This window comes from Undibacter mobilis, from assembly GCF_003367195.1.
Taxonomy (GTDB): Bacteria; Pseudomonadota; Alphaproteobacteria; order Rhizobiales; family Xanthobacteraceae; genus Pseudolabrys; species Pseudolabrys mobilis.
Window position 1 is genome coordinate 204,490 of sequence record NZ_QRGO01000001.1, and the last position, 22,759, is coordinate 227,248.

General features: G+C 63.7%; 21 protein-coding genes. 6 read left to right on the top strand and 15 right to left on the bottom strand.

The features are described from left to right. The first annotated feature begins 6 nt into the window (after window positions 1-6). Complete coding sequence (gene rpoH, locus DXH78_RS00980) at window positions 7-930, top strand: RNA polymerase sigma factor RpoH (RefSeq protein WP_115515309.1); 924 nt, start codon at window positions 7-9, stop codon at window positions 928-930. A 118-nt stretch (window positions 931-1,048) separates the two neighbouring features. Then, window positions 1,049-1,375 (top strand): hypothetical protein, encoded by a 327-nt coding sequence (locus tag DXH78_RS00985; protein WP_115515310.1) that lies wholly within the window; start codon window positions 1,049-1,051, stop codon window positions 1,373-1,375. A gap of 15 nt (window positions 1,376-1,390) precedes the next feature. Here the strand turns inward: DXH78_RS00985 and DXH78_RS00990 are convergent, their stop codons facing one another. After that, window positions 1,391-1,810, bottom strand: a complete 420-nt coding sequence (locus DXH78_RS00990; protein WP_115515311.1) for a hypothetical protein — start codon at window positions 1,808-1,810, stop codon at window positions 1,391-1,393. 274 nt (window positions 1,811-2,084) lie between these two features. Between DXH78_RS00990 and DXH78_RS00995 the strand changes: the two genes are divergently transcribed. Next, window positions 2,085-2,969 carry a DUF2189 domain-containing protein gene (locus DXH78_RS00995; protein ID WP_115515312.1) on the top strand — a complete coding sequence of 295 codons (885 nt, stop codon included), beginning with the start codon at window positions 2,085-2,087 and terminating at the stop codon, window positions 2,967-2,969. Between the two features lie 133 nt (window positions 2,970-3,102). Here the strand turns inward: DXH78_RS00995 and DXH78_RS01000 are convergent, their stop codons facing one another. The 9 genes from DXH78_RS01000 to DXH78_RS01040 all read right to left on the bottom strand — a co-directional run bounded on the left by DXH78_RS01000 (window position 3,103) and on the right by DXH78_RS01040 (window position 15,197). Continuing rightward, on the bottom strand, window positions 3,103-4,590 hold the full coding sequence (locus DXH78_RS01000; RefSeq protein WP_115515313.1) for a hypothetical protein: 1,488 nt from the start codon (window positions 4,588-4,590) through the stop codon (window positions 3,103-3,105). 63 nt (window positions 4,591-4,653) lie between these two features. Next, a complete protein-coding gene (locus DXH78_RS01005) occupies window positions 4,654-5,943 on the bottom strand; it encodes an adenylosuccinate synthase (RefSeq protein WP_115515314.1) in 1,290 nt (429 codons plus the stop codon). 169 nt (window positions 5,944-6,112) lie between these two features. After that, window positions 6,113-8,014: a PHA/PHB synthase family protein gene (locus tag DXH78_RS01010; RefSeq protein WP_245416694.1), complete on the bottom strand. Its 1,902-nt coding sequence runs from the start codon at window positions 8,012-8,014 to the stop codon at window positions 6,113-6,115. 163 nt (window positions 8,015-8,177) lie between these two features. Continuing rightward, complete coding sequence (locus DXH78_RS01015; protein ID WP_115515315.1) at window positions 8,178-9,824, bottom strand: mucoidy inhibitor MuiA family protein; 1,647 nt, start codon at window positions 9,822-9,824, stop codon at window positions 8,178-8,180. A gap of 160 nt (window positions 9,825-9,984) precedes the next feature. Then, window positions 9,985-11,568 (bottom strand): phosphoglycerate dehydrogenase, encoded by a 1,584-nt coding sequence (serA, locus tag DXH78_RS01020; RefSeq protein WP_115515316.1) that lies wholly within the window; start codon window positions 11,566-11,568, stop codon window positions 9,985-9,987. Between the two features lie 171 nt (window positions 11,569-11,739). Then, on the bottom strand, window positions 11,740-12,912 hold the full coding sequence (locus DXH78_RS01025) for a phosphoserine transaminase (RefSeq protein ID WP_115515317.1): 1,173 nt from the start codon (window positions 12,910-12,912) through the stop codon (window positions 11,740-11,742). 153 nt (window positions 12,913-13,065) lie between these two features. Beyond that, a complete protein-coding gene (locus DXH78_RS01030; protein WP_115515318.1) occupies window positions 13,066-13,788 on the bottom strand; it encodes an outer membrane protein in 723 nt (240 codons plus the stop codon). A gap of 33 nt (window positions 13,789-13,821) precedes the next feature. Then, window positions 13,822-14,733 carry an outer membrane protein gene (locus tag DXH78_RS01035; protein WP_115517658.1) on the bottom strand — a complete coding sequence of 304 codons (912 nt, stop codon included), beginning with the start codon at window positions 14,731-14,733 and terminating at the stop codon, window positions 13,822-13,824. 212 nt (window positions 14,734-14,945) lie between these two features. Then, on the bottom strand, window positions 14,946-15,197 hold the full coding sequence (locus DXH78_RS01040) for a hypothetical protein (protein WP_115515319.1): 252 nt from the start codon (window positions 15,195-15,197) through the stop codon (window positions 14,946-14,948). A 225-nt stretch (window positions 15,198-15,422) separates the two neighbouring features. Between DXH78_RS01040 and DXH78_RS01045 the strand changes: the two genes are divergently transcribed. After that, a complete protein-coding gene (locus DXH78_RS01045; protein ID WP_115515320.1) occupies window positions 15,423-16,325 on the top strand; it encodes a LysR substrate-binding domain-containing protein in 903 nt (300 codons plus the stop codon). Here DXH78_RS01045 and DXH78_RS01050 read toward each other — a convergent pair. The 5 genes from DXH78_RS01050 to glmM all read right to left on the bottom strand — a co-directional run bounded on the left by DXH78_RS01050 (window position 16,312) and on the right by glmM (window position 20,809). Further along, window positions 16,312-17,079, bottom strand: a complete 768-nt coding sequence (locus DXH78_RS01050) for a dienelactone hydrolase family protein (RefSeq protein WP_115515321.1) — start codon at window positions 17,077-17,079, stop codon at window positions 16,312-16,314. The genes DXH78_RS01045 and DXH78_RS01050 overlap by 14 nt on opposite strands. 13 nt (window positions 17,080-17,092) lie before the next feature. Then, window positions 17,093-18,121 (bottom strand): Bug family tripartite tricarboxylate transporter substrate binding protein, encoded by a 1,029-nt coding sequence (locus DXH78_RS01055; RefSeq protein WP_115515322.1) that lies wholly within the window; start codon window positions 18,119-18,121, stop codon window positions 17,093-17,095. Window positions 18,122-18,286: 165 nt separating this feature from the next. Continuing rightward, window positions 18,287-18,772: a bacterioferritin gene (bfr, locus tag DXH78_RS01060; RefSeq protein WP_115515323.1), complete on the bottom strand. Its 486-nt coding sequence runs from the start codon at window positions 18,770-18,772 to the stop codon at window positions 18,287-18,289. A gap of 154 nt (window positions 18,773-18,926) precedes the next feature. Further along, window positions 18,927-19,151: a (2Fe-2S)-binding protein gene (locus tag DXH78_RS01065; protein ID WP_115515324.1), complete on the bottom strand. Its 225-nt coding sequence runs from the start codon at window positions 19,149-19,151 to the stop codon at window positions 18,927-18,929. 314 nt (window positions 19,152-19,465) lie between these two features. After that, on the bottom strand, window positions 19,466-20,809 hold the full coding sequence (gene glmM / locus DXH78_RS01070) for a phosphoglucosamine mutase (RefSeq protein WP_115515325.1): 1,344 nt from the start codon (window positions 20,807-20,809) through the stop codon (window positions 19,466-19,468). A gap of 302 nt (window positions 20,810-21,111) precedes the next feature. Here glmM and DXH78_RS01075 point away from each other — a divergent pair, with 302 nt between their 5' ends. Both DXH78_RS01075 and DXH78_RS01080 read left to right on the top strand, forming a co-directional pair. Beyond that, window positions 21,112-22,317 (top strand): alpha-hydroxy acid oxidase, encoded by a 1,206-nt coding sequence (locus DXH78_RS01075; protein ID WP_115515326.1) that lies wholly within the window; start codon window positions 21,112-21,114, stop codon window positions 22,315-22,317. Window positions 22,318-22,319: 2 nt separating this feature from the next. Further along, the gene (locus DXH78_RS01080) at window positions 22,320-22,751 is read left to right on the top strand and encodes an acyl-CoA thioesterase (protein WP_115515327.1); all 432 of its coding nucleotides are present in this window, start codon (window positions 22,320-22,322) and stop codon (window positions 22,749-22,751) included. Window positions 22,752-22,759 lie beyond the last annotated feature (8 nt).

Below are 22,759 nucleotides of genomic sequence, written 5' to 3' on the forward strand. Positions count from 1 at the left end.
GCGCTTATGGCCCGTTCTGCTTCAATCCCGGCACTCAATGCCGAATCCGGTCTTTCACGGTATCTCGAAGAAATCCGTCGGTTTCCCATGCTGGAGCCGCAGGAAGAGTACATGCTCGCCCGCAGCTGGCGCGAGCACGGCGACCGTGAAGCCGCTCACAGGCTCGTCACCAGCCATCTCCGTCTCGTCGCCAAGATCGCCATGGGCTATCGCGGCTACGGCCTGCCGATTTCGGAAGTCGTGTCCGAGGGCAATGTCGGCCTGATGCAGGCGGTGAAGCGCTTCGAGCCGGAAAAGGGCTTCCGCCTCGCCACCTATGCCATGTGGTGGATCAAGGCGGCGATCCAGGAATACATCCTGCGTTCGTGGTCGCTCGTGAAGATGGGCACCACCGCGAACCAGAAGAAGCTGTTCTTCAACCTGCGCAAGGCCAAGAGCAAGATCTCGGCGCTGGAAGAAGGCGATCTTCGCCCTGAGCACGTCAAGACGATCGCGACCCAGCTCGGCGTTACCGAGCAGGATGTGGTCGATATGAACCGCCGTCTCGGCGGCGATGCCTCGCTCAACGCCTCGATCCGCGATGACGGCGAATCCGGCGAATGGCAGGACTGGCTGGTCGATGACGCGCCGAGCCAGGAGCGCATCCTCGCCGACAGCGAGGAGAGCGATAACCGCCACAAGGCGCTGATCGGCGCGCTCGACGTGCTCAATGAGCGCGAGCGTCGCATCTTCGAGGCCCGCCGCCTCGCCGACGACCCGGTCACGCTCGAAGAGCTGGCCGCCGAGTTCGGCGTGTCGCGCGAGCGCGTGCGCCAGATCGAGGTGCGTGCCTTCGAGAAGGTGCAGAAGGCCGTGAAGAACTCGATCTCCGCGCTGGAGACGCCGTCAGTCGGCGCGCCGGCGCAGGTCACCTCGGCGGCGATGCACTAAACGAGCACCGCGCAAACAACAAAACAAAGGCCGGGCCGCAAGCCCGGCCTTTTTCGTTGGCCGCTTTCCGGAACTTTTGCGGCCCGCCACGATTGTTGGCGGAACCCGGAGGAACCGTATGAAAACCCCGAAAGTGCTGAGCGACGTCGAACACGAGGCGGCGCGGCAGCTCAACATGCTGATGCGCGCGGTGAAGAAACAATATCACCGCTTCGTTTCGAGCGGCCCGCGGCCGCAGACAGTCGAGCGGCGCTACATCCGCGCGGCTGAAGAAACCATCGCCAGCGCCGAGAAGATCATCCGCAAACTCAAACCGCGCATCGCAGCCGCCAAGCGGTCGCTCGGCGTCACCGGGCGCAAGGTCAAGCAAAAGACGGCCCGCGCCACAGCCAAGCGGGTGACGTTGAAAAAACGAGCAGCGGGATCGCGCAAGAAAAAACTTTAGAAAGAGTGCCTGCGCTCAGTCTTTCGACTTGCCCTGCTTCTCGGCCTCAAGCGCCTCGAAGGTCGGCATGTTCGGGCAATAGTCCTGCCAATGCGGATCATTCGGATCGGCCTTGAGTTCGTGCAGACATTGCTTCTTGTCGGCGCACAGCGAACACACGCGCTGCAGATCGTTGAGCACGCCCGGCTCGTCGCGCGCGATCCGCTCTTCATCCAGGCCGAGCGAAGCCAGGCGCCGGTACATCGGATAGGCGGCTGCGGCGCCCTTGTGGCGAACGGCTTCGAGTTCCGGAACGCTCACACCGATTTCAGACGCAATCTTGTTGGCTTCAACGCCGCCGACTTCGGACGCCAGCGGCATCGCGGCAAAGCCGCGCCACCACTGGACGAATCGCTTGAGCGGCGAACGGACTGTTTCAACCGGGGTTAATGACATCGCGGGCCTCGTCAAATCGCGTGCGCGAATTGCATCGTTATTTCTGGCACGCGGTGCTGAGCGCCGACATTGACGAAAATCAAAGGCCGCCCGGGGGTTATCGCGAGGAACGAGCCCGATTCCGGTATCGAATGCGCGAAAACGTGACATGGCCGGCTGCAGCCATGTGTTAGGGTGAGAGCAAGGCTCGTGGCATGACTGCGGCCATGACGAACAATTTGGCCAAGGTTGGAAACGTGCCACGGCAGCCTCAACCCAGAGACGGGAGGCGCCTATGGCTCATTCTCACCTCATCGCCGGCGTGGCCGGCAGTGCGGCCGCACCCACTATTCGGAAAATCGGACTGGCCGATCTGAAGGACGCGCTCTCGCGCGGCGCCGATGATTTTCTGGCCATGCCCACGCACGCGATCTTCCTGTGCGTGATCTATCCGCTGATCGGTCTCATCGCCGCGCGTCTCGCCTTCGGCTATTCCGTGCTGCCGTTGCTTTATCCGCTCGCCACCGGCTTCGCGCTGGTCGGGCCGCTGGCCGCCATCGGGCTCTACGAACTGAGCCGGCGGCGCGAACAGGGTCTCGACGTATCGGCCGGTCATGCTTTCGATGTGCTGCGTTCGTCGTCGATCGGCGCCATCGTCGCACTCGGCCTCCTTCTGGTGGTCATCTTCGCGGTGTGGATGGCCGTCGCCAACGCGATCTACATCGGCAATTTCGGCTACAAGCCGCCGGCATCGGCGGCCGCCTTCATTCACGACGTACTGACCACCGAAGCCGGCTGGACCCTGATTGTGGTCGGCAACGCGGCCGGCTTCGTGTTCGCGGCCGTCGCGCTGACGCTGAGCGCCGTCTCGTTTCCGATGCTGCTCGATCGCGACATCGGTGCTGCCGGCGCGCTGTTGACCTCGATCCGCGCGGTCGCCGCCAACCCGCTGATCATGGCGGTGTGGGGCCTGATCGTGGCGGCGCTGCTGTTGATCGGCTCGCTGCCGTTCTTCATAGGCTTGACGGTGGTGCTGCCGATCCTCGGCCACGCCACCTGGCATCTCTATCGCAAGCTCGTCGTTGCCGATGGCACGCCGGCGCCGACCTATCGCAGCGCGGAGCGCATCCGACGCCCCGCGGCTGACTTCCCGGCAGCGCTGTTTCCGTGGAGGAAGTGAGCGAATCCGGCTTGTAACGGACGCGGCGCAGCATGCACTGCTGCGTCGCGGCTCCGGGAGCGCGGAGGTTTTCGAGCTTGTGAAGGTCCCGTGTCAGCACAGCACGCACTGCGCCCGGGACAAATGAGCAAGCCTACTCGCCCCAGGCCTTGAACGACTCGTCGAAGGCCCGCGTGCCAGGCACGCCCTTCTCGATGGCGAGGATGGCGCGCTTGCCGCTGGTATAGACAATCGGAATGTCGAACCAGTCGCGCTCCTTGAGCAACTGAACGTTGCGCTCCTTGTCGACCTGGATGGATGACAGGCCGATCAGGAAATAATTATTGGTCACCTTCACCGACAGGCCGGCAAGCGGCACGCCGCGCGCCTGCTCATTCTGCTTCATCAGCAGGCCCGGCACGTTGCCGATGCCGCCCTCCGGGAAATCGGCCGGCAATGTGAACATGATCTCGATGGTGTGACTCGCCGGCAGCGCCTTGTCGGTGTTGCGGCGGAGCGACCATGTCATCCGCATGCGCCGTTCGGGAATTTCGACATCGGCGCGGATCGCCAGTTCGGGCGCGAGCCCGGAGCCGGGCGACACGGTTTCGGTGCGCCACACTGCCGAGCCGACATAACGCTTGCCCTGCGGGTCGGTTGAATCCTCATCGTATAGCACGACCTTCTGCGCCACCGCGGCGGCCGGCGCCGTCGCCGGCTGCGCCGAGGAGTCGTTGGTCGCGCCGATGCGATCGGAGATCTTCGGCCGGCCGGCCGGCGTTTCCGATGTCGCCGTCGAGGGCGCCGACGTCGGCGTCGTGGTCGAACTCGCCGTCATCTTTCGGTAAGCGCCGGTAATGGTGTCACGCTGCCAGTAGCCCAGCGCGCCGACCACGCCGATCAGAAGCACCGCCGCCGCAGCTTTGATCAGCCCGCCATAGGAACGTGCCGGCCGCCGATAGGCGATATCTTCGTCTGCCGGCTCCGGAGACAACGGCGCACTGCGGCGCGCACGCGGATAAGGCTGGGCCGGCGGCTCCGCGACCTCGGCCGGCGGTGTATAGGCTTCGGCCTGATGTGTATCGGGCTCCGGCGTTTCGGCCGGCTCCGGCTGTTCATCGGCTGGCGGCTCGAAATAATGCGGCGCTGTGTCGGCCGGCGGCTCATCCGGAATGTCCTGGACGTCGCGACGAAAATCCTCGTGCGCCTCGCGATCCGAGTCGTTCGGCTCCGCTGCGCCGAAATCGTCATGAGCCGGTTCGCCCACCGTCGTCCCGGAGGCAGGTTCGTCATAAGCATGGCGCGCGGCGCGGCTGGCCTCGGCGCTGGCGTCGCCCAATTCCTCGGCCTCGGTGACCGTCTTGTGGAAATCCTGCAGACCGTGCCGGGGCTGCGAGGCCTCCTCGGGCTCCGCCTCGTCCGCGCGCGGCCGCTTGGCCGCCTCGGCTTCCAGCCGCCGGATAGCCTCCTCCAGCGCCAGACGCTCGCGCGTGATATCCGCCTCGTCGAGCGCCGGTTCGACGCTGCGCAGCTGATTGACCAGCGCCGAGCGCGCGCGCTCGTACAACGCACGGCGGTTTTCACCCGTGTTGGTGTCGAGGCCAGCGACGGCGCGGGCAATCAGAGGGTAGTAATCGGCCATTGGCGCTTAAGGAAACCTGCTTTGCGAGTATTGTGAGGCACGAATTTCTCGTCCTTCGAGCGATCAGGTCTCGAACGGGTTTTTCATCAGAATCGTATCGTCACGCTCGGGGCTGGTCGACAGCAGCGTCACCGGGCAGCCGATCAGTTCCTCGATTCGCCGGACGTATTTTATCGCCTGGGCCGGCAATTGCGCCCAGGACCGGGCGCCGGCGGTCGGCTCTTTCCAGCCGTCGATGGTCTCGTAGATCGGCTCAACCGCCGCCTGGGCATGCTCGCCGGCGGGCAGATAGTCGATGGTCCGGCCGTCCAGCTTGTAGCCGACGCAGACCTTGATCTCATCGAAGCCGTCGAGGATGTCGAGCTTGGTGAGGGCGATGCCGTCGATGCCGCAGGTCGAGACGGTTTGCCGCACCAGCACCGCGTCGAACCAGCCGCAGCGCCGGGCCCGGCCGGTCACGGTGCCGAATTCGCGGCCGCGCTCGCCGAGGGCCTTGCCGATGTCGTTGTGCATCTGATCAGTGGGGAACGGCCCCTCGCCGACTCGGGTCGTGTAGGCCTTGGTGATGCCCAGCACATAGTCGATGGCGTTGGGTCCGAGACCCGAGCCGGTCGCGGCCTGCGCCGCCACGGTGTTCGACGACGTCACATAAGGATAGGTGCCGTGGTCGATGTCGAGCAGCGCGCCCTGCGCGCCCTCGAACAGAATACGCTTGCCCTCGCGGCGCTTGGCGTCGAGCAGGCGCCAGACCGAGTCCATGTAAGGCAGGACCTGCGGCGCAAGCGCGGCCAGATGATTGTACAGATCCTTGGCATCGACCTCGGCCAAGCCGTTGCCGCGGCGCAGCGCATTGTGATGCGCCAGCAGCCGTTCGATCTTGCCGCCCAGCGTCGGCAGATCGGCAAGATCCATGAAACGGATGGCGCGGCGTCCGACCTTGTCTTCGTAGGCCGGGCCGATGCCGCGCTTGGTGGTGCCAATGCGGGCGGAGGAGTTTTCGCGGATGGCCTCGAGCTCGCGGTACAGCGGCAGGATCAGAACGGCGTTCTCGGCGATGCGCAGATTGTCGGGCGTGACGTTGACGCCCTGGGCCGCGAGCTGGCCGATTTCCTTGAGCAGGGCTTCCGGGTCGATGACGACGCCGTTGCCGATGACCGAGAGCTTGGATTGACGCACCACACCGGACGGCAGCAGCGACAATTTGTAGGTGGCGTTGCCGATCACCAGGGTATGGCCGGCATTGTGCCCGCCCTGGAAGCGGACGACCACGTCGGCCTGCTGCGATAGCCAGTCGACGATCTTGCCCTTGCCCTCGTCGCCCCACTGCGACCCGACCACCACGACATTCGCCATGAAAACTTCATCTCCGCGTCAGCGCCTGGACACTGACGCCGGACGGTGCCGGTCAGGTCCACCCTCGGATAAAGGATGGAGGCCGCGGAGGCAAGGCAAACCGCCCTGCCCCGGCTGCGAGGGCGGGTTATTTCGCCTTAGTTTTCAACAGGCTACGCGCTCGTACCGGTCACGGCGCGAGCACATATCGGCCCGGCGCATCGGCGAAGGCGCCGTAGCCTCCGACCAGACCCGGCGGCGCGACCCAGCCGCCGGAACGGTTGGAGAGCCAGCCGCTCCATTCCGGCCACCACGAGCCTTCCTTATGAGACACCGTCGCCGCCCAGGTGTCCGCGTCAACGTGGAGGGCATCGCCGGCCGTGGTCGTGACCCGATAGCTGCGGCGGCGGTGATTGGGCTCCGACACGATGCCGGCGTTGTGGCCGCCGGTGGTCAGCAGATAGGTCACCTCGGTCTCGGTCAGTCGGTGAATCTTGAAGGTCGAGCGCCACGGCGCGACATGGTCACGCTCCGTACCCACGGCGAAGATCGGCACCCGGATATCGGTCAGCGCCACCGGTCTGTCGCCAACCATATAGCGGCCTTCGGCAAGTTCGTTGTTGAGGAACAGCTTGTGCAGATATTCGCTGTGCATGCGATAGGGCATGCGCGTCGCGTCGGCGTTCCACGCCATCAAGTCGTTCATCGGCTCGCGCTCGCCCATCAGATAATTGCGCGTCAGATACGACCAGACGAGATCGTTCGAGCGCAGCATCTGAAAGGCGCCCGCCATCTGCGTGGTATCGAGGAAGCCCTGCTCCCACATCATGTCGTCGAGGAAAGCGAGCTGGCTTTCGTTGATGAACAACATCATCTCGCCAGCTTCGGTAAAATCGGTTTGCGCCGCGAGCAGCGTCACCGTCTGCAGACGCTCGTCGTGATCGCGCGCCATCGCCGCCGCCGCAATCGACAGCAAGGTGCCGCCGAGGCAATAACCGACGGCATGCACCTTCCGCTCCGGCTCGATTTCGCCGATGCGGTCGAGCGCCGCCATAACGCCGAGCGTGCGATAATCCTCCATGCTGAGGTCGCGATCGTCGGCGTCCGGGTTCTTCCACGAGATCATGTAGACGGTGAAGCCCTGCGACGTGAGATACTTCACCATCGAATTGTGCGGCGACAGATCGAGAATGTAGTACTTCATGATCCATGCCGGCACGATGAGGATCGGCTCGGGCCGTACCTCAGCGGTTGCCGGCGCATACTGGATCAGTTCGATGAGCCGGTTGCGATAGACAACCTTGCCCGGCGTCACCGCGACATCGCGGCCGACGACGAAATTCTCGGTGCCGACCGGCTTCTTGCCGCTCTGCTTGCGCTCCCAGTCCTGCAGGAAGTTCTGAAAGCCAGCAGCGAGGTTCTGTCCGCCGGTCTCCAACGTCTTGCGCATGACCTCGGGATTGGTGAACGGAAAATTCGACGGCGCGAACATGTCGAGCACCTGGCGCGACGCGAACTCGACCATCTTCTCGTGCTGCTTGCTGACGCCGCGCAGGCCCGTGGTGGCATTGTGCCACCATTGCTGATTGAGCAGGAAAGCCTGCGACATCACATTGAACGGCCATTTCTGCCAGTCCGCGCCGTCGAAGCGATGATCCTGCGGCAACGGCTTGATGCAGGGGTCGCACGGCTCGCCCTTGAGCGCGCCACTGGTGGCGTATTGCGCGAGCCGCGTCGATTTGCGCATCGCCTTGTCGATCAATTGCAGGCGTTTGCCGGGCTGGCTAGCAAGATGAATGGCCCAGTCCATATAGGCCTGCATCAGCGCCGTCGGCGACAGGCCCATGGTGAGGCGCGCGACGGCGGCATGTTGGGCGCGGTCGATGACGTCGCCCAGGGCGGTGACAGCATAGGCGTCGCGGCGATCCGGCGCATCGGCCGGTTCGAAATCGGTTGGCAAGGGTCTGGCCGTCTGCGGCGCGGACGGCGGCTGCGCGACCGGCATAACCACCGGCACCGGATGCTGAAACGGCGCCGGCTGAACGGCAGCGGCATCCGCTTCCATGACCGTCGGGAATGTTTGTTCATCCATGGCGTCAATAACCTAATGCAAACCGGGGCGGATGTCCCATGACCTAGGTCAAAGCGGCTAATCAATTATGACAGGATCGGGTGGAGGATCTCGCGGGCGCATAGTCACCAGCTATTCCGGGCGCGCTCGCTGCCCCGAGCGCCCCCCGGAATAGCAAACGATCTTACGCCGGCGACAGCACCACCGCTTTGTCCTTCGGCCACTTCACGCGCCAGCCGAGCTTGATGTCGCGGGCTTCGCCGGGCGCCGCCTCGAATGCCCATTCGAGCACGCCGCGCCGGTCGCGCACATCGCGCGCGGTCGGCGGCGTCGTCGAGGACAGCATCTCGACGACGATGTCAGCCGCCTCGCTGACTGGGATCTGATCCTCGATGCTGACCTTGACCGGAAAACTGTGGCCGTTGCGTACCGTGATCTTGAACTCACGCTCGTCGGTCTTCGACGAGCCGATGATGCCGGCACTGCCTTCCAGCTTGCGTGCGACGGTGCGCGCGATCTTCACCTGATCGTCGGCGCCGAAGCCAAGCCGCACCTCCTCGTCCTTCGGCGTCAGCGCCACTGACGAGCGACCGACATAGAGACCGTCCCGGTAAAGCGCGACGCGGCCCGGCATCAGGGGCGTTTCTTCCGCGTTTCTGAAACCGGCTTCCAGAAACGCAGTGACATCAAGAGCAGGTACGGCGCGTACAATCAGCTCCGGCGCGATGGTCGTGGTGGCGAGACGAAAGCTTCGCGCGCCTTGCTGGGCCATCATGCTGACGCGGCCGGGCACGCGGAAGACCGCCTGAAAGCCGCCGGCTTCGAAAGCCGCTTCCTGCTCGCGTGCCGGCGCTGGCATCGCTTCGGGCCCCGCGCTGTCCGGCGCCCTGGCCGCCAGCATGTCGCGCTTTTCATAAGCGGCCGCGGCCGGCGGCGGTGGCGCGGGGAAGTGAGCCAGCAGCGGCCGCAGCTCCGGCGCATTACCGCCCTTGGCGATGCGCGCCGTCGAAACGGCAAGCGCGACATCGGTCCAGTCTTCGCCGGTCGATTGCACCACTTCGGCGCGCCGGATCAGTTCGAGTGACGGCTTGCCGCCCTTGCCATCGGTGTCGAGCCGCGCATCGTAGAGCGGCACCCACCGGGCATTGCGCACCGTGTAGGTGACTCGCAAGGTCGCGGGCGCGGCCTGACCAGCGACGACGCCAATGCGCAGGTCGATCTTGCGCGGCGGATTGGCGCGACGCTCGCTCTCCAGCCGCGCCAGTTCGCGATCAATGTCGCGCTGCTTGATCCTGGCGTCACGCACCGCGCCTTCAGCAGCGGCGACTTCCTCCGCCACCGCCGCGAAAGCCTCGCGCCATTCGGCAAGCGGGCGTGCGCGATCCTTCTCGCCAAGGGCGGCGGGCGAATTCTGCGCGAAATTCTGAGCGAACTGGCGGCGGGCCTGAGCTGCCGCGATGGAACCATCGAGCTCGGCGCGCCGGTCGCGCAGCTTCTCGATGCGCTGATCGATCTCGGGAAGATTGGCCGGCGGCGCAGCGCGCGGCACAGCGGCATCGATGGCACCGATGGTCAGGCGCGCACCTTCGCCTTCGACACGTAGCGACGACGGATCGAGCGACAGCGGAAAGTCGCGCGCCAGCACGGTGTGATCGCCGGCGGCAAGATCGATATTGATCAGGCGCGTGACCGTGGCACCATCGGGATAGACGGTCACGTTGTCGATGCGCGAGGACGTCTCAAGTTCGGCAGCCATGGCCGGAGCGGCGAAGCTGACGAGGATGGCGGCAGAGGTCAGGAAACGACGCGGCGACAAAAGCAGGCAATGCATGTGAGCCTCCCGAGGAAATCGATGCCGGAAGGATGATGGCGATTGGGGTTTCCCTGTGGCCGCATCTTTGCGGGATGAGGGCATGACGAACTTCCGCCCGTCCAAAAAACAACAGCCGCGGACGAGGTCCGCGGCCGCAGCAACATCATTAAGGCGCAGACTAGAAATGCAGCGTCCGGGCGCTTTGCACCTGCGGCAGTGCGCGGACCTTGGCCAGCACATCTTCCGGCAATTCGCCGTCGATCTCGATCAGCGCCACGGCATTGCCGCCGGCCGACTCGCGGCCGACATGGAAGGTCGCGATGTTGATGCCGGCCTCGCCGAGCGTACCCGAGAACTTGCCGATGAAGCCCGGCTTGTCGAGATTGGTGATGTAAACCATGGACGGCGCGAATTCCGCGTCCATGCGGATGCCCTTGATGTTGACGATACGCGGACGGCCGTCGGCGAACACGGTGCCGGAGACGTGGCGGGTCTGACGCTCGGTCACCAGCGTGACGGTGATGAGGCTGTCGTAGTCGCCAGCCACCTGGCGCGTCGTCTCTTCGATGACCATGCCGCGCTCCTTGGCAATGACCGGCGCCGAGACGACATTGACGTCGCCGAGCATCGGCCGCAGCAGGCCGGCGAGCGCCGCCGAGGTGAGCGCGCGCGTGTTCATCTGCGCCACCGCGCCCTCATAGGCGATCTGCACCTTGGTGATGCCGGTTTCGGTGAGCTGGCCGGCGAAGGAGCCGAGCTTTTCGGCGAGATCGACGAACGGCTTCAGCTTCGGCGCTTCTTCCGCCGTGATCGACGGGAAGTTGATGGCGTTCGAGATCGCGCCGGTCATGAGATAATCCGACATCTGCTCGGCAACCTGCAACGCGACGTTCTCCTGCGCTTCCGTGGTGGAGGCGCCCAGATGCGGCGTGCAGATGACGTTGGGATGGCCGAACAGCACGTTCTCATTGGCCGGCTCGGTGACGAAGACGTCGAAAGCGGCGCCGGCGACATGGCCGCTATCCAGCGCGGCGCGCAGAGCGTTTTCGTCGACCAGACCGCCGCGGGCGCAGTTGACGATGCGAACGCCCTTCTTGGTCTTGTTGAGCGCGGTGGCGTCGATAATGTTCTTGGTCTTGTCCGTCAGCGGCGTGTGCAGCGTGATGAAATCGGCGCGCTTGAGCAGATCGTCCAGTTCGACCTTCTCGACGCCGATATCGACGGCACGCTCGGGCGACAGGAACGGATCGAAGGCGATCACTTTCATCTTCAGGCCGAGGGCACGGTCGGCGACGATCGAACCGATATTGCCGCAGCCGATGATGCCAAGCGTCTTGCCGGTGATTTCGACGCCCATGAACTTGTTCTTTTCCCACTTGCCGGCCTGGGTGGAGCGGTCGGCTTCCGGGATCTGGCGGGCGAGCGCCAGCATCAGGGAGATGGCGTGTTCGGCGGTGGTGATCGAATTGCCGAAGGGCGTGTTCATCACGATGATGCCCTTGGCGGTCGAGGCCGGAATGTCGACATTGTCGACACCGATGCCGGCGCGGCCGATCACTTTCAGGTTCTTCGCGTTCTCGAGGATCTTCGGGGTCACCTTGGTGGCCGAACGAATGGCGAGGCCGTCATAGTTGCCGATGATCTCGGCGAGCTTGTCCTTGTCCTTGCCGAGGGCCGGCTGGAAATCGACCTCGACGCCGCGGTCCTTGAAGATCTGGATGGCGGCGGGAGAAAGAGCGTCGGAGATGAGAACTTTGGGCATGGTGTTCTTCCTTCACCCTCCCCTGGAGGGGGAGGGTCGGCGCATCGCGCCGGGGTGGGGTGAAACCTGAGAGAAAATGGAGCGCGGCGGTTGCGGTCGGTGACAGTGTCACCCCACCCCGCCATGCTTCGCATGGCGACCCTCCCCCTACAGGGGAGGGTAAAGAAGGCATCACGCCGCCTTGGGCAACGCGGCCTTGGCCTGTTCGAAGGCCCAGTCGAGCCACGGCGTCAGCGCTTCGACGTCCTTGGTCTCGATGGTGGCGCCGCACCAGATGCGCAGGCCCGGCGGCGCGTCGCGATAGAAAGCGATATCGTAGGCGACGCCTTCCTTCTCGAGGATCGACGTCAGGTTCTTGGCGAAGGCCGCCTGCTCGTCGAGCGTGAGCTTGGTCACGGCCGGATCGGCGACGACCAGACACACCGAGGTGTTCGAACGCGTCTCGGGCTTCTTGGCGAGGTGATCGATCCAAGCGGTCTTGGCGACCCAGTCGGAGAGCACCTTGGCGTTGGCATCCGAGCGCGCCTGCAGACCTTTCAGGCCGCCGACCGACTTCGCCCACAGCAACGCGTCGAGATAGTCCTCAACACACAGCATCGACGGCGTGTTGATGGTCTCGCCGACGAAGATGCCATCGATCAATTTGCCGCCCTTGGTCATGCGGAAGATCTTGGGCAGCGGCCAGGCCGGCTTGTAGGTCTCGAGGCGCTCGACGGCGCGCGGCGACAGGATGAGCATGCCATGCGCACCCTCGCCGCCCAGCACCTTCTGCCAGGAGAAGGTGACGACATCGAGCTTGGCGAAATCGAGGTTCTGCGCAAAGGCCGCCGAGGTGGCGTCGCAGATGGTGAGGCCTTCGCGGTTTGCCGGAATCCAGTCGCCATTCGGCACGCGCACGCCAGAGGTGGTGCCGTTCCAGGTGAAGACAACGTCGGATTTGAAGTCGATCTTCGACAGGTCCGGCAGTTCGCCGTACGCGGCTTTCAGTTCGGTGACGTCTTTCAGCTTGAGCTGCTTGACGACGTCGGTGACCCAGCCTTCACCGAAGGATTCCCAGGCCAGCATGGTGACGGGGCGCGCGCCCAATGTCGACCACAGCGCCATTTCGACGGCGCCGGTATCGGAGGCGGGCACGATGCCGATCTTGTAATCGGCCGGAACATTGAGGATCTCGCGCGTCAGATCGATGGCCTGCTTGAGCTTGGCCTTGCCGATCTTGGCGCGGTGGGAGCGGCCGAGGGCCGCATCTTTGAGGGCTTGGAGGGTCCAGCCGGGGCGCTTGGCGCAGGGGCCAGAGGAAAACTGCGGATTAACCGGTCGCAAGCCGGGCTTGGTCGTCGTCATGACCTATCCTTCCAGATAGAAGCCCCTCGTTGGGGAGGGGTGTCCCACTGGCGGAGATAGTCGATCGGCCCGCGCCGGTCAACTGCATTGCGTATCATCGTCAGGGTAAAGGCGGCGATCAGCCATGCACACGCAGCATTGCGCGCGGCGGGCTTACCTCAGATCGTCGAAATTCCAGCGCAGGCCCACGCGAACTTCGTGGTTGGCGATGTTCTTGAGCGTCAGCGCGCCGGACGTGCCGGTGCCGGTCGTCACATTGCCGAGGCTGAGATAGCGGTAGCCGACATCCACCTGCATGTTCGGCGCGATCTGATAGGCCAGACCGCCCATCGCCGCCCAGGCGACATTCCATTGGCTGCGCGAGGTGTCGCCGCCGAACGGCGGCGTGACCGTGCTCTGGTAGTCGGTGACCTGAACTCGCGCGCCGCCGAAGCCGGCGCCGACATAAGGCGTGATGCCGTACCATGTCGTAAGATCGAAGTAACCGTTGAACATCGCCGTTATGGCCGACACCTTTGCGGTGGTGTCGTTCGTCGTCACGGTGGTCGATTCGTATTTCATCTTCGACGCGCCATCGACCGTGATGTCGGTGCGCAGCCAGTCGGTCTTGACGCCAATGCCGAGACCGCCGCTATAGGCGGTGCCCAGCTTGCCATTGGCGGGCGCCGGAAAACCGGCTTGCGGATCGGCGCCGCGAAGCGTGCCCCAGCGATAGCCAAAATCGCCGCGCAGATACCAGCCGGACAGGCTGCTCGGCACGTTCGACCGGATAACGGACGGCAGCGGCAGGTTGCCGGGCATGTCGGCAGCATAGGCCGCCGTCACGGCAGCCGCGAGGCCCGCCCCCATCATCGCCGATTTGACCACCAGACCCATTACGTCACTCCGTTGAACATTCCGCCGCGCGGGTTAGCCCCTGCTCTGCAACGGCGGCTGCACATAGACCGGCGGTGGCGAGTAGACGGGCGCCGGCGCGTAATAAACAGGAGCCGGCCGCGAGAACATTTCGAAACCATCGAGATTGAAACGCAGACCGAGCATGATGTCGTGCGAGATCAGCTTGTCGAATTCGAACGGCCGGCCATTGGCGTTCGTGCCGTCAAATGAAACGCCGTTCCCGGTCACGGCCTTGCCGAGGTCGAGATAGCGATACGCGAGTTCGACGGTAAAGTTGGGCGTGACCTTGTAGGCGAAGCCAGCATGCAGCGCCCAGGCGAAGTTGAACTTGCTGCCGCTCTGGGCGGAATAGACGCCGCCGGTCGGCGTGTTGATATCGAGGAAGCTCGAGACGGTATTGTATGCTCCACCGACGCCGGCGCCGACGAAGGGTGTCAGCCTGTTCCAGGTGCCGAGATCAACATAAGCATTGAGCAGGCCTACCCACTCCTTTTTGCGGGCGCGATATTCGTCGCTGCCTCCGGGGTAGGTTCCATAGCCATGGTAGTTGGCGCTGCCACGATATTCACCGGTGACATCGAAGCGCAGCCATTCGTTGAAATAGTAACCGACACCAGCGCCGAAGAACGGCGCAGAATCAAAACCGTCGTCTTGATGCGTGTACGGTCGTTCATTGAATGAAGGATGAGACAGCTTGGCCTGCTGGTTGCTCATGCCGACATAGCCGCGCAGATACCAGCCGCCGAATTCCTCGACCACGGGCGGCGGCGGCGCGTAACAGGGAACGGCGCCCGGCGGCGCGCGACCCGCGGCAATTATCGCCGCGTCATAGCAGGGCGGCGGCGCATAGTCGGCCGCCTGCGCCGCGGTCGCAAACAGCGACGCGACCGTCACCGCTGCAAATAGATTCAGACGCGCAACCATGCCGTCATCCCTCAACTGATCCATCACGCATGACGTGACGAAAGACGAGGCGACGATGGCACCAAAACCTTAAGTGCCTCTTAACCCTGTTTTTTAACCACGATTTTTTACAAATAGCGCAAAGCCGGTTCCATCGGCGCGGCGCGCGCGTCCGTGGTCGGCGCTTTCAGGATTTGTTTACGTCTGTGGCGCGGCGCGAGCCGTGTTCCGTGTCAGCCCTGCGTGACGCGGCGCGCCCAATCGTGGCTGACGAGTTGCTGCGCGAGAACGAGCAGCGCGTTGCGGGCGGACGGATCCTCGATGGCGAGAAAGGCTTCCATCAACCGCATGGCTTCTTTCATGCGCGGATCGTCTTTGCTGCCCGCCTCGGCGACAGACTGACGGGCCGTGTCCCGGCCACCGTCCTTCAGCTTGCCGTCGATCGGAATGATGTTGCCTGGCAAGGAGTATTCAAATGTGTCCATGGGCGTCCCGCAGCGAGTGGTAGCGTAATATGGCGGTCTGTGGCCTCGACGCCCCGCCCGCTTCATCGCCGATTGGGGCGCTCTCGCATGCACCCGATCTCAACCGAGACGATCTACGAAGCCGTGGCTGACGGCCGCAACCTTTCATTGAGAATGCGAACAGATCGCCTGTTTGTCATTAATCGGGATATCGTCTTTTGTAAGATTTAGTCTCATAATCAGCTGATGGAACTGCGCCATCTTAAATATTTTACCGCCGTGGCCGAGGAACTTCACTTCGGCCGCGCTGCCGCGCGCCTCAACATTTCCGCGCCAACACTGAGCAATCAAATCCTCGCGCTCGAGAACATGCTCGGCGCCAAGCTGTTCTTGCGCCGTACAAAAAGCTCGGTGACGTTGACGCAGACGGGCAGCCGCTTCCTGATCGAGGCCTATGCGACGCTCAAGCAGGCGGCCAATGCCGAGATGGTCGGCCGCCGCGCGGCGCGCGGCGACATCGGTTCGATAGCCCTCGGCTATATTTTCTCCGCGGGGATGAGCGGCTTCGTGTCGCGGCAACTGGTCGACTTCCGCGAAAAGCATCCCGACGTGTCGTTGCAACTTCGCCGCGCAGTAACCTTCGAGCAGTTCCGCGCCCTCACCGACGATACGCTGGACGTCGGCCTGACGGCGGCGCCGCAAAGCTATCCGTCCGGCCTCACCGGGTTCATCGTCGATCGGCAGCCTTATTATGTGGCCATTCCCGAGGGCAACCCGATCGCCCAGCTCAAGCGGGTTACGCCGAACGATATCGCCGACGAACCCTTTATCGCCGTCTCGCTGGAAATGGAGGTCGGCTTTGGCGGTGGCAACATCGCAGCCATCACACCACCGGGCCGGTCGCTGCGTATTATCGAACGCGGCGCTGACATCTTCTCGGTGATCACGCTCTGCGCTAGCGGCCTCGGCCTGTCCGTCATGTCGGAGCCGATGTCGAATGTGAAAGTTCCTGGCCTGGTGTTCCGCAAGGTCGAAGGCACCTCGCGCACCTTCGATCTCGCGCTGGTTCATCGCCGCAATGAGAGCGCGCCGGCGGTCAAATCGTTCATCGACTTCATGCGCTCGCGGACGCGGGTCAAGTCTTCTTGAGCTGACGCGCGAACAGAGCAAAAGTTTCGCGCCAGTCCACCGCCGTCGCCGCGGCGTCGTGAACATCGCGATCCGGCATCGAATAGCCATGATGCGCGCCCGAATGCAGAACGCCGCGATAGACGACGTCGGCGCGGTCTCTGAATGACGCCTCGAGCGCGGCAACGATCTCTGGCGCGCTGGCGCGATCGAGCGCACCGTGACCGCAATAGACTTCGCCCTTCATGCGATCGGCAAAGCGGTGCGGCGAATCCGGCGAATCGGTGACCAGCAAGGTGCCGTGCAGGCTGCTCACCGCGCGGATCCGATCCGGAAACGACTGCGCGGCAAAGAAGGCGATGCGCCCACCAAGACAGAAGCCGACAGCTCCCGCGGGACCGTCGCTCACCGGCTTGTCGCGGACATGATCGAAGATGGCAGTGATATCGGTTTCGATCATCGGCCGGGTCAAACCGCGGGCCAGCCCCTGCATTTCCGTCTTGAGCGCTTCGGGCAGCGTGTCGAACGACACCATGCGGCCTTCGGCATTGCGCCGCTCATAAGTGATCTTGCCCTTGCGATAAAACAGATTGGGCAGCACACAGTAATAGCCGCGCTCGGCGACATTTCGCGCCAGGCCGAACAGCTCCTCACGCAGGCCCCAGATATCCATGAACATGATGACAAGCGGAAATGGGCCGCCCGTCGCCGGCCAAGCGGCATAGGTGTCCATGGCGCCGTCGGCCGTGGCGATGTCGAACGTGCCGGTGTTCATCGGGCTGCGCCGTTCATTTCGGATTGGCGGCCTCGAGGCGAATGACGATATCGCCCCAGGTCTTGCGGTCGTCGGCCATTTGCGCGGTGACGCGTTCCGGCGTGCCGCCCCACGGCGTCATGCCTATGTCGTTGAACGCCTTCTGCGTCTCCGGCTTCTGCAGATAGGCGTCGATCGCGGCGTTGAGCTTGACGACGATCGCCTTCGGCGTGCCGCGCGGCGCAAAGATAGCGTTCCAGGTGGCGCAGGTGATGTCGACGCCGGCTTCCTTCAGCGTCGGCACGGCGGGCACGGCGTCGAGACGCTTGTCGGCCGCGATGGCCAGCACCTTGGTGGACATCGCGCTGGGGCCAAAGGCTGGCGTGCCGAGTTCGATCTGGCCGCCCAGCAAATCCTGCACGATCGGCGTGCCACCGCGATAGTTGATGAAGTTGCCCTCGATGCCGAGCTTCTGCAGCAGCAGCACACCGCAATACTGGCCCATCGTGCCGATACCAGGCATGCCGATGTTGAGCTTGTTGCCATTGCGGGCCGCCCAGGTTTTGAGTTCGGCGATGGTCGAAACGCCCAGCTTCGGCGCGGCCAGAACGCCGTTCGGTGTCGCGCCGATCAGGATCACCGGTTCGAAATCCTTGTCCGGATCGAAGCCGATGGTCTTCTCGACGAGAGGGCGAAACACCATCGGGCCGATCGCGGTGACGACGAAGTGGTAACCGTCCGGCGGCGCCTTGGCCGTAGCAACCAGGCCGACGACACCGCCGCCGCCCTGCTTGGTCTCGACGACGAAGGTCTGGCCGAATGTCTCGGTCATTGCCTGGGCGATCGCACGGATGGCGAAGTCCATCATCCCGCCGCCGGCAAAGGTCTGCGTCAGCGTGACGGTGCGTGACGGCCACTCTTGCGCGACGCCGGGCTGCGGCAGCCAGACGATCGCGGCGGCGACTGCTGTCACCAGCCAGCGCAGAGCAGGTCCGACGCGCATGGGCTTGCTGGAGCTGGGCTTGCCGGACATCGGACTGCTGGAGATCAGGTTGCCGGACATCGATGTGTCTCCCCCACTTTGCGCCCCGTTGCGCAAAAAAAAACGACCGCGGCGCGCGAATACACGCCGCAGTGCATCTTCCCGCAGATCGCAACTAATAACAATCCGCCTTGCGCGGATTGCGGCGATGGCTGCGACGAGGACCGCTTTATCCGATCCCTCGCCTCAGTGGTCTTCGCCCATCTCGCCGATGTGGTGCTGCGAATAAAGCTGCACGCCGAGCTTGGCGACCAGATCGATCTGCGTTTCGAGGAAGTCGATGTGATGCTCCTCATCCGACATCAGCTTTTCGAACAGGTCGCGCGTCACGTAATCCTTCACGCCGTTGCAGTAATGCGCGGCCTCCTGATACAGCGCGCGCGCCGAAATTTCGGCGGCGAGATCGCAATCGAGGACCTCCTTGACGTCCTGGCCGATGTGCAGCGGGTCGAGCACCTGCATGTTGGGGAAGCCGTCGAAGAAGATAATGCGCTCGATCAGCTTGTCGGCGTGCTCCATCTCCTCGATGGATTCCTTGCGCCACTGCTTGGCGAGAACCTTGAGGCCCCAGTTGTCGAGCAGGCGATAGTGCAGCCAGTACTGATTGACCGCGGTCAGTTCGTGGCGCAGCGCCTTGTTGAGATACTCGATAACCTTGGGTTCGCCCTTCATGACGCCACGTCCTCTTTCGTTTTCCGCGCGCTCGCGCGGCCTTGCACTGTCGCCGGCGAGGCCGACGCTGCTTGGAATAGTTCTATGAAAGGCGAGGCAGGGTCAACAGCGGCATGGCCGCGCATCCCGGGTCGCAGCGATGGCGCGCGAAAAATCAGTCGCGCTGTGGCGCATGCGCCGCACAGGCGCAGCCCGAGGGGCAGGCGCCGGCGGCGTCGAGCGCCTCGTTCATAATCTTGCGGATGGTGCGGGCGCAACGGCCGCACTGCGCGCTGCAACCCAGACAACCATACACTTGTCCGGTCGTGCGCGCCGACCCCGTCGCGCAGGCGCTGCGCACGGCCTTGTCGCTCAACACGTTGCAGGAGCAGACGATCATCGGAAGTTCCGACAGGGACGTTGACGTTTTCTAATGCGCTGATTTGCTATCGGTGACTTTGCGGCAAGTCAAAGTAATTCGTAGTTTAAAAATGTTCTAGTGTATTGAAATATAAGGGGTTTCTGTCTTAGTACAGTTCAGAAGCGTTCTACAAAAGATAGGAAATCCAAGGCCTGCAAAGGATTTAGGGCGACCCTGACGAATTCGGTGATTTCGCACAGGCGATTGATTTCGCAGCGCAATAATCGACAAGCTATTGATCATCCCCGGGGCTTCGCTTCACCTAGCCACAAATTGCGACGTTCGCTTTATGCTTACGCCGCCGCCTTGGTGAGTGCGTCGATCACGTCGTCGACCGCGGCCTCGACAACCGCCTTGTCGTCGCCTTCGCCCATGACGCGGATCACCGGCTCAGTGCCAGACGGCCGCACGAGAAGACGGCCGCCGCGGCCGAGCTTTTGCTCGGCGCTGGCGATCGCTGCCGTCACCGAGGCGCTCTCCATCGGCTTGCCGGTCTTGTAGCGCACGTTCTTGAGGATCTGCGGCAGCGGCTCGAAGCGGTGGCAGACTTCCGATACCGGCTTGCCCGACCGCTTGACCACCGCGAGCGCCTGCAGCGCCGCGACGAAGCCGTCACCGGTGGTCGAATAGTCGGAGAGAATGATGTGGCCGGACTGCTCGCCGCCGACATTGTAACCCTCGGCGCGCATGCGCTCGAGCACGTAACGGTCGCCGACCGGCGTGCGCTTGAGTTCGAGGCCGATGCCGCCGAGATAACGCTCAAGGCCGAGATTGGACATCACGGTGGCGACGACGCCGTTCTTCGTCAGGCGGCCGTCTTCCTTCCAGCTCTCCGCGATCACCGCGAGCAGCTGGTCGCCATCGACGATGTGGCCGCGCTCGTCGACAAGCATGACGCGGTCGGCGTCGCCGTCGAGCGCGATGCCGATATCGGCGCGCATCTCGCGCACCTTGTGAACCAGCGTGTTGAGGCTGGTCGAGCCGCAATCTTTGTTGATGTTGAAGCCGTCCGGCTCGACGCCAATTTCGACGACGTCGGCGCCGAGTTCCCACAGCGCGCCGGGCGCGACCTTGTAGGCGGCGCCGTTGGCGCAGTCGATCACGACGCGCAGGCCGGAAAGGTCAATATCACGCGGCAGCGTGCGCTTGGCGAATTCGATGTAGCGGTCCTGCACGCCGTCGATACGCTTGGCGCGGCCGAGGTCGTCGCTTTTGGCAAGCTGGCTGGCAAGGTTGGAATCCAGCAGCTCCTCGATGCGGCGCTCGACCTCGTCGGACAGCTTGTAGCCGTCCGGCCCGAACAGCTTGATGCCGTTGTCGTCGTAAGGATTATGCGAGGCCGAGATCATGACGCCGAGATCGGCGCGCATCGAGCGCGTCAGCATGCCGACGCCCGGCGTTGGGATCGGACCGGTGAGCAGCACGTCCATACCAACCGAGGTAAAGCCGGCGACCAGGGCGGTCTCGATCATATAGCCGGACAGCCGCGTGTCCTTGCCGATGAGCACGCGGTGACGGTGCTCGCCATTGCGGAAGATCAGCCCGGCGGCCTGCCCGACCTTGAGCGCCAGCTCCGGCGTGATCACCTTGTTGGCCAGCCCACGAATACCGTCGGTGCCGAAATAGCGACGAACCATCAAACTCAACCCCAATTTAGCCCCGTAAGGCCCGGCCGTGTTATTGGCTAGGTGTGGGCAAGGGGTAAAGCGTTTTACGGTCCCCATGCCCGATCTTTTTATAGTACGCGCAATGGCCTGATATTACGTCAAAAATTGTGAGCAAACGTTACCGCGGGCGGTTAACGGCTGGCCAATACCGCCTCGGCGGGCCGGGCGCCGGGCCAAAAATCGGGGGCATTCCGAAGCCGGCCGCCCTATGCTACCCGACTATAAAAAAGCCCTTCGAAACGCCCGCGTCGAGACGACCCAAAGAGACAGCCATGAAAGTTGCCGCCTGCATCGACGATCTCCGCAGGATCGCCAAACGCCGCGTGCCGCGCGCCTTTTTCGACTACGCCGACTCCGGCTCCTATAGCGAGCAGACCTTGCGCGCGAACCGGGCCGACCTCGAGGCCATCATCCTCAAACAGCGCGTGCTGGTGGACGTCTCGGCGCGTGATCTCACCACCACTGTGCTCGGCAAGAAGCTCGCCGCGCCGATGATCCACGCGCCGATTGGCCTTCTGGGCATGCAGCATGGCGACGGCGAAATCCTCGCCGCGCGCGCCGCCAACGAAGCTGGCATTCCATTTACCCTGTCGACCATGTCGATCGGCTCGATCGAGCATGTCGCCGAAGGCACCGGCAAGCCGTTCTGGTTCCAGCTCTACGTCATCAAGGACCGTGGCTTCTCCAAGCAACTGATGGACCGCGCCATCGCCGCCAAGGTCGATACGCTGGTGCTGACCGTGGACCTGCAAGTGCTTGGCCAGCGTCACCGCGACGTTCACAACGGCCTCACGGTGCCGCCGCAGTTCAAGATCAAGAATGTCATCGACATCGCCACCAAGCCGGTCTGGGCCTGGAATGTGCTCAAGGGCAAGAGCAAGACCTTCGGCAACATCTCCGGTCATGTGCCAGGCATGGAGAGCGTCAATTCGTTGTCGGGCTGGACGCAGCAGCAGTTCGACCCGGCGCTGAACTGGAAGGATGTCGAGTGGATCAAGAAGTACTGGCCGGGCAAGCTGGTCATCAAGGGCATTCTCGATACCGATGATGCGAAAATGGCGGTCAAGCTGGGCGCCGACGCCATCGTTGTGTCGAACCACGGCGGCCGCCAGCTCGACGGTACCTCGTCGTCGATTGCGATGCTGCCGCGCGTCGTGGACGCGGTCGGCAACGACAGCGAGATCCTGTTCGACGGCGGCATCCGCACCGGCGCCGACATCATGCGCGCGCTGGCGCTCGGCGCGCGAGCCTGCATGGTCGGCCGCGCCTTCGTCTGGGGTCTCGGTGCCGGCGGCCAGGAAGGCGTCGCCAAGGCGATCGACATTCTCAAGAAGGAACTCAGCGTCACCATGGCGCTGACCGGCGTCGGCCGCATCTCGGAAATCGACGGTCGCGTCATCGAAGGCGGAGAGGCCAGGAAGAAGCCGTCCGCCGCGCGCAAGCCGAAAGCCAGGGCAGCGGCGAAGGCGGCAGAGTAAAGATGAGCCGCCCGCAACCGCTGCCGCTGTCCAACTTCCGCCACGTCACCGAGATCACCACGCGCTGGATGGACAACGACGTCTACGGCCACGTCAACAACGCGGTCTATTACTCGTTCTTCGACACCACGGTGAGCGGCTATCTCTTGAAGAGCGGCGCCGTCGATTTTGCCAGCAGCACCGTGATCGGCCTCGCCGTCGAGTCGAAATGCAGCTATTTCGCGCCGATTTCGTTTCCGGACCGCGTGCGCGGCGCACTCAAGATCGGTCATCTCGGCAATTCAAGCGTACGCTACGATGTCGGCATCTTCCGCAACGACGAACAAGCCGCCTCGGCGCAGGGCTATTTCATCCACGTCTATGTCGACCGCGCCACCAACAAGCCGGTGCCGCTGCCCGAAAAACTCAAGGCGGCACTGACGCCGCTGTTGTGATACGAAGA

Bases quoted from the DNA above. Each gene is read 5' to 3' on its own strand.
- rpoH (WP_115515309.1), top strand. From the start codon at position 7: ATGGCCCGTTCTGCTTCAATCCCGGCACTCAATGCCGAATCCGGTCTT.
- DXH78_RS00985 (WP_115515310.1), top strand. From the start codon at position 1,049: ATGAAAACCCCGAAAGTGCTGAGCGACGTCGAACACGAGGCGGCGCGG.
- DXH78_RS00990 (WP_115515311.1), bottom strand. From the start codon at position 1,810: ATGTCATTAACCCCGGTTGAAACAGTCCGTTCGCCGCTCAAGCGATTC.
- DXH78_RS00995 (WP_115515312.1), top strand. From the start codon at position 2,085: ATGGCTCATTCTCACCTCATCGCCGGCGTGGCCGGCAGTGCGGCCGCA.
- DXH78_RS01000 (WP_115515313.1), bottom strand. From the start codon at position 4,590: ATGGCCGATTACTACCCTCTGATTGCCCGCGCCGTCGCTGGCCTCGAC.
- DXH78_RS01005 (WP_115515314.1), bottom strand. From the start codon at position 5,943: ATGGCGAATGTCGTGGTGGTCGGGTCGCAGTGGGGCGACGAGGGCAAG.
- DXH78_RS01010 (WP_245416694.1), bottom strand. From the start codon at position 8,014: ATGGATGAACAAACATTCCCGACGGTCATGGAAGCGGATGCCGCTGCC.
- DXH78_RS01015 (WP_115515315.1), bottom strand. From the start codon at position 9,824: ATGCATTGCCTGCTTTTGTCGCCGCGTCGTTTCCTGACCTCTGCCGCC.
- serA (WP_115515316.1), bottom strand. From the start codon at position 11,568: ATGCCCAAAGTTCTCATCTCCGACGCTCTTTCTCCCGCCGCCATCCAG.
- DXH78_RS01025 (WP_115515317.1), bottom strand. From the start codon at position 12,912: ATGACGACGACCAAGCCCGGCTTGCGACCGGTTAATCCGCAGTTTTCC.
- DXH78_RS01030 (WP_115515318.1), bottom strand. From the start codon at position 13,788: ATGGGTCTGGTGGTCAAATCGGCGATGATGGGGGCGGGCCTCGCGGCT.
- DXH78_RS01035 (WP_115517658.1), bottom strand. From the start codon at position 14,733: ATGGTTGCGCGTCTGAATCTATTTGCAGCGGTGACGGTCGCGTCGCTG.
- DXH78_RS01040 (WP_115515319.1), bottom strand. From the start codon at position 15,197: ATGGACACATTTGAATACTCCTTGCCAGGCAACATCATTCCGATCGAC.
- DXH78_RS01045 (WP_115515320.1), top strand. From the start codon at position 15,423: ATGGAACTGCGCCATCTTAAATATTTTACCGCCGTGGCCGAGGAACTT.
- DXH78_RS01050 (WP_115515321.1), bottom strand. From the start codon at position 17,079: ATGAACACCGGCACGTTCGACATCGCCACGGCCGACGGCGCCATGGAC.
- DXH78_RS01055 (WP_115515322.1), bottom strand. From the start codon at position 18,121: ATGTCCGGCAACCTGATCTCCAGCAGTCCGATGTCCGGCAAGCCCAGC.
- bfr (WP_115515323.1), bottom strand. From the start codon at position 18,772: ATGAAGGGCGAACCCAAGGTTATCGAGTATCTCAACAAGGCGCTGCGC.
- DXH78_RS01065 (WP_115515324.1), bottom strand. From the start codon at position 19,151: ATGATCGTCTGCTCCTGCAACGTGTTGAGCGACAAGGCCGTGCGCAGC.
- glmM (WP_115515325.1), bottom strand. From the start codon at position 20,809: ATGGTTCGTCGCTATTTCGGCACCGACGGTATTCGTGGGCTGGCCAAC.
- DXH78_RS01075 (WP_115515326.1), top strand. From the start codon at position 21,112: ATGAAAGTTGCCGCCTGCATCGACGATCTCCGCAGGATCGCCAAACGC.
- DXH78_RS01080 (WP_115515327.1), top strand. From the start codon at position 22,320: ATGAGCCGCCCGCAACCGCTGCCGCTGTCCAACTTCCGCCACGTCACC.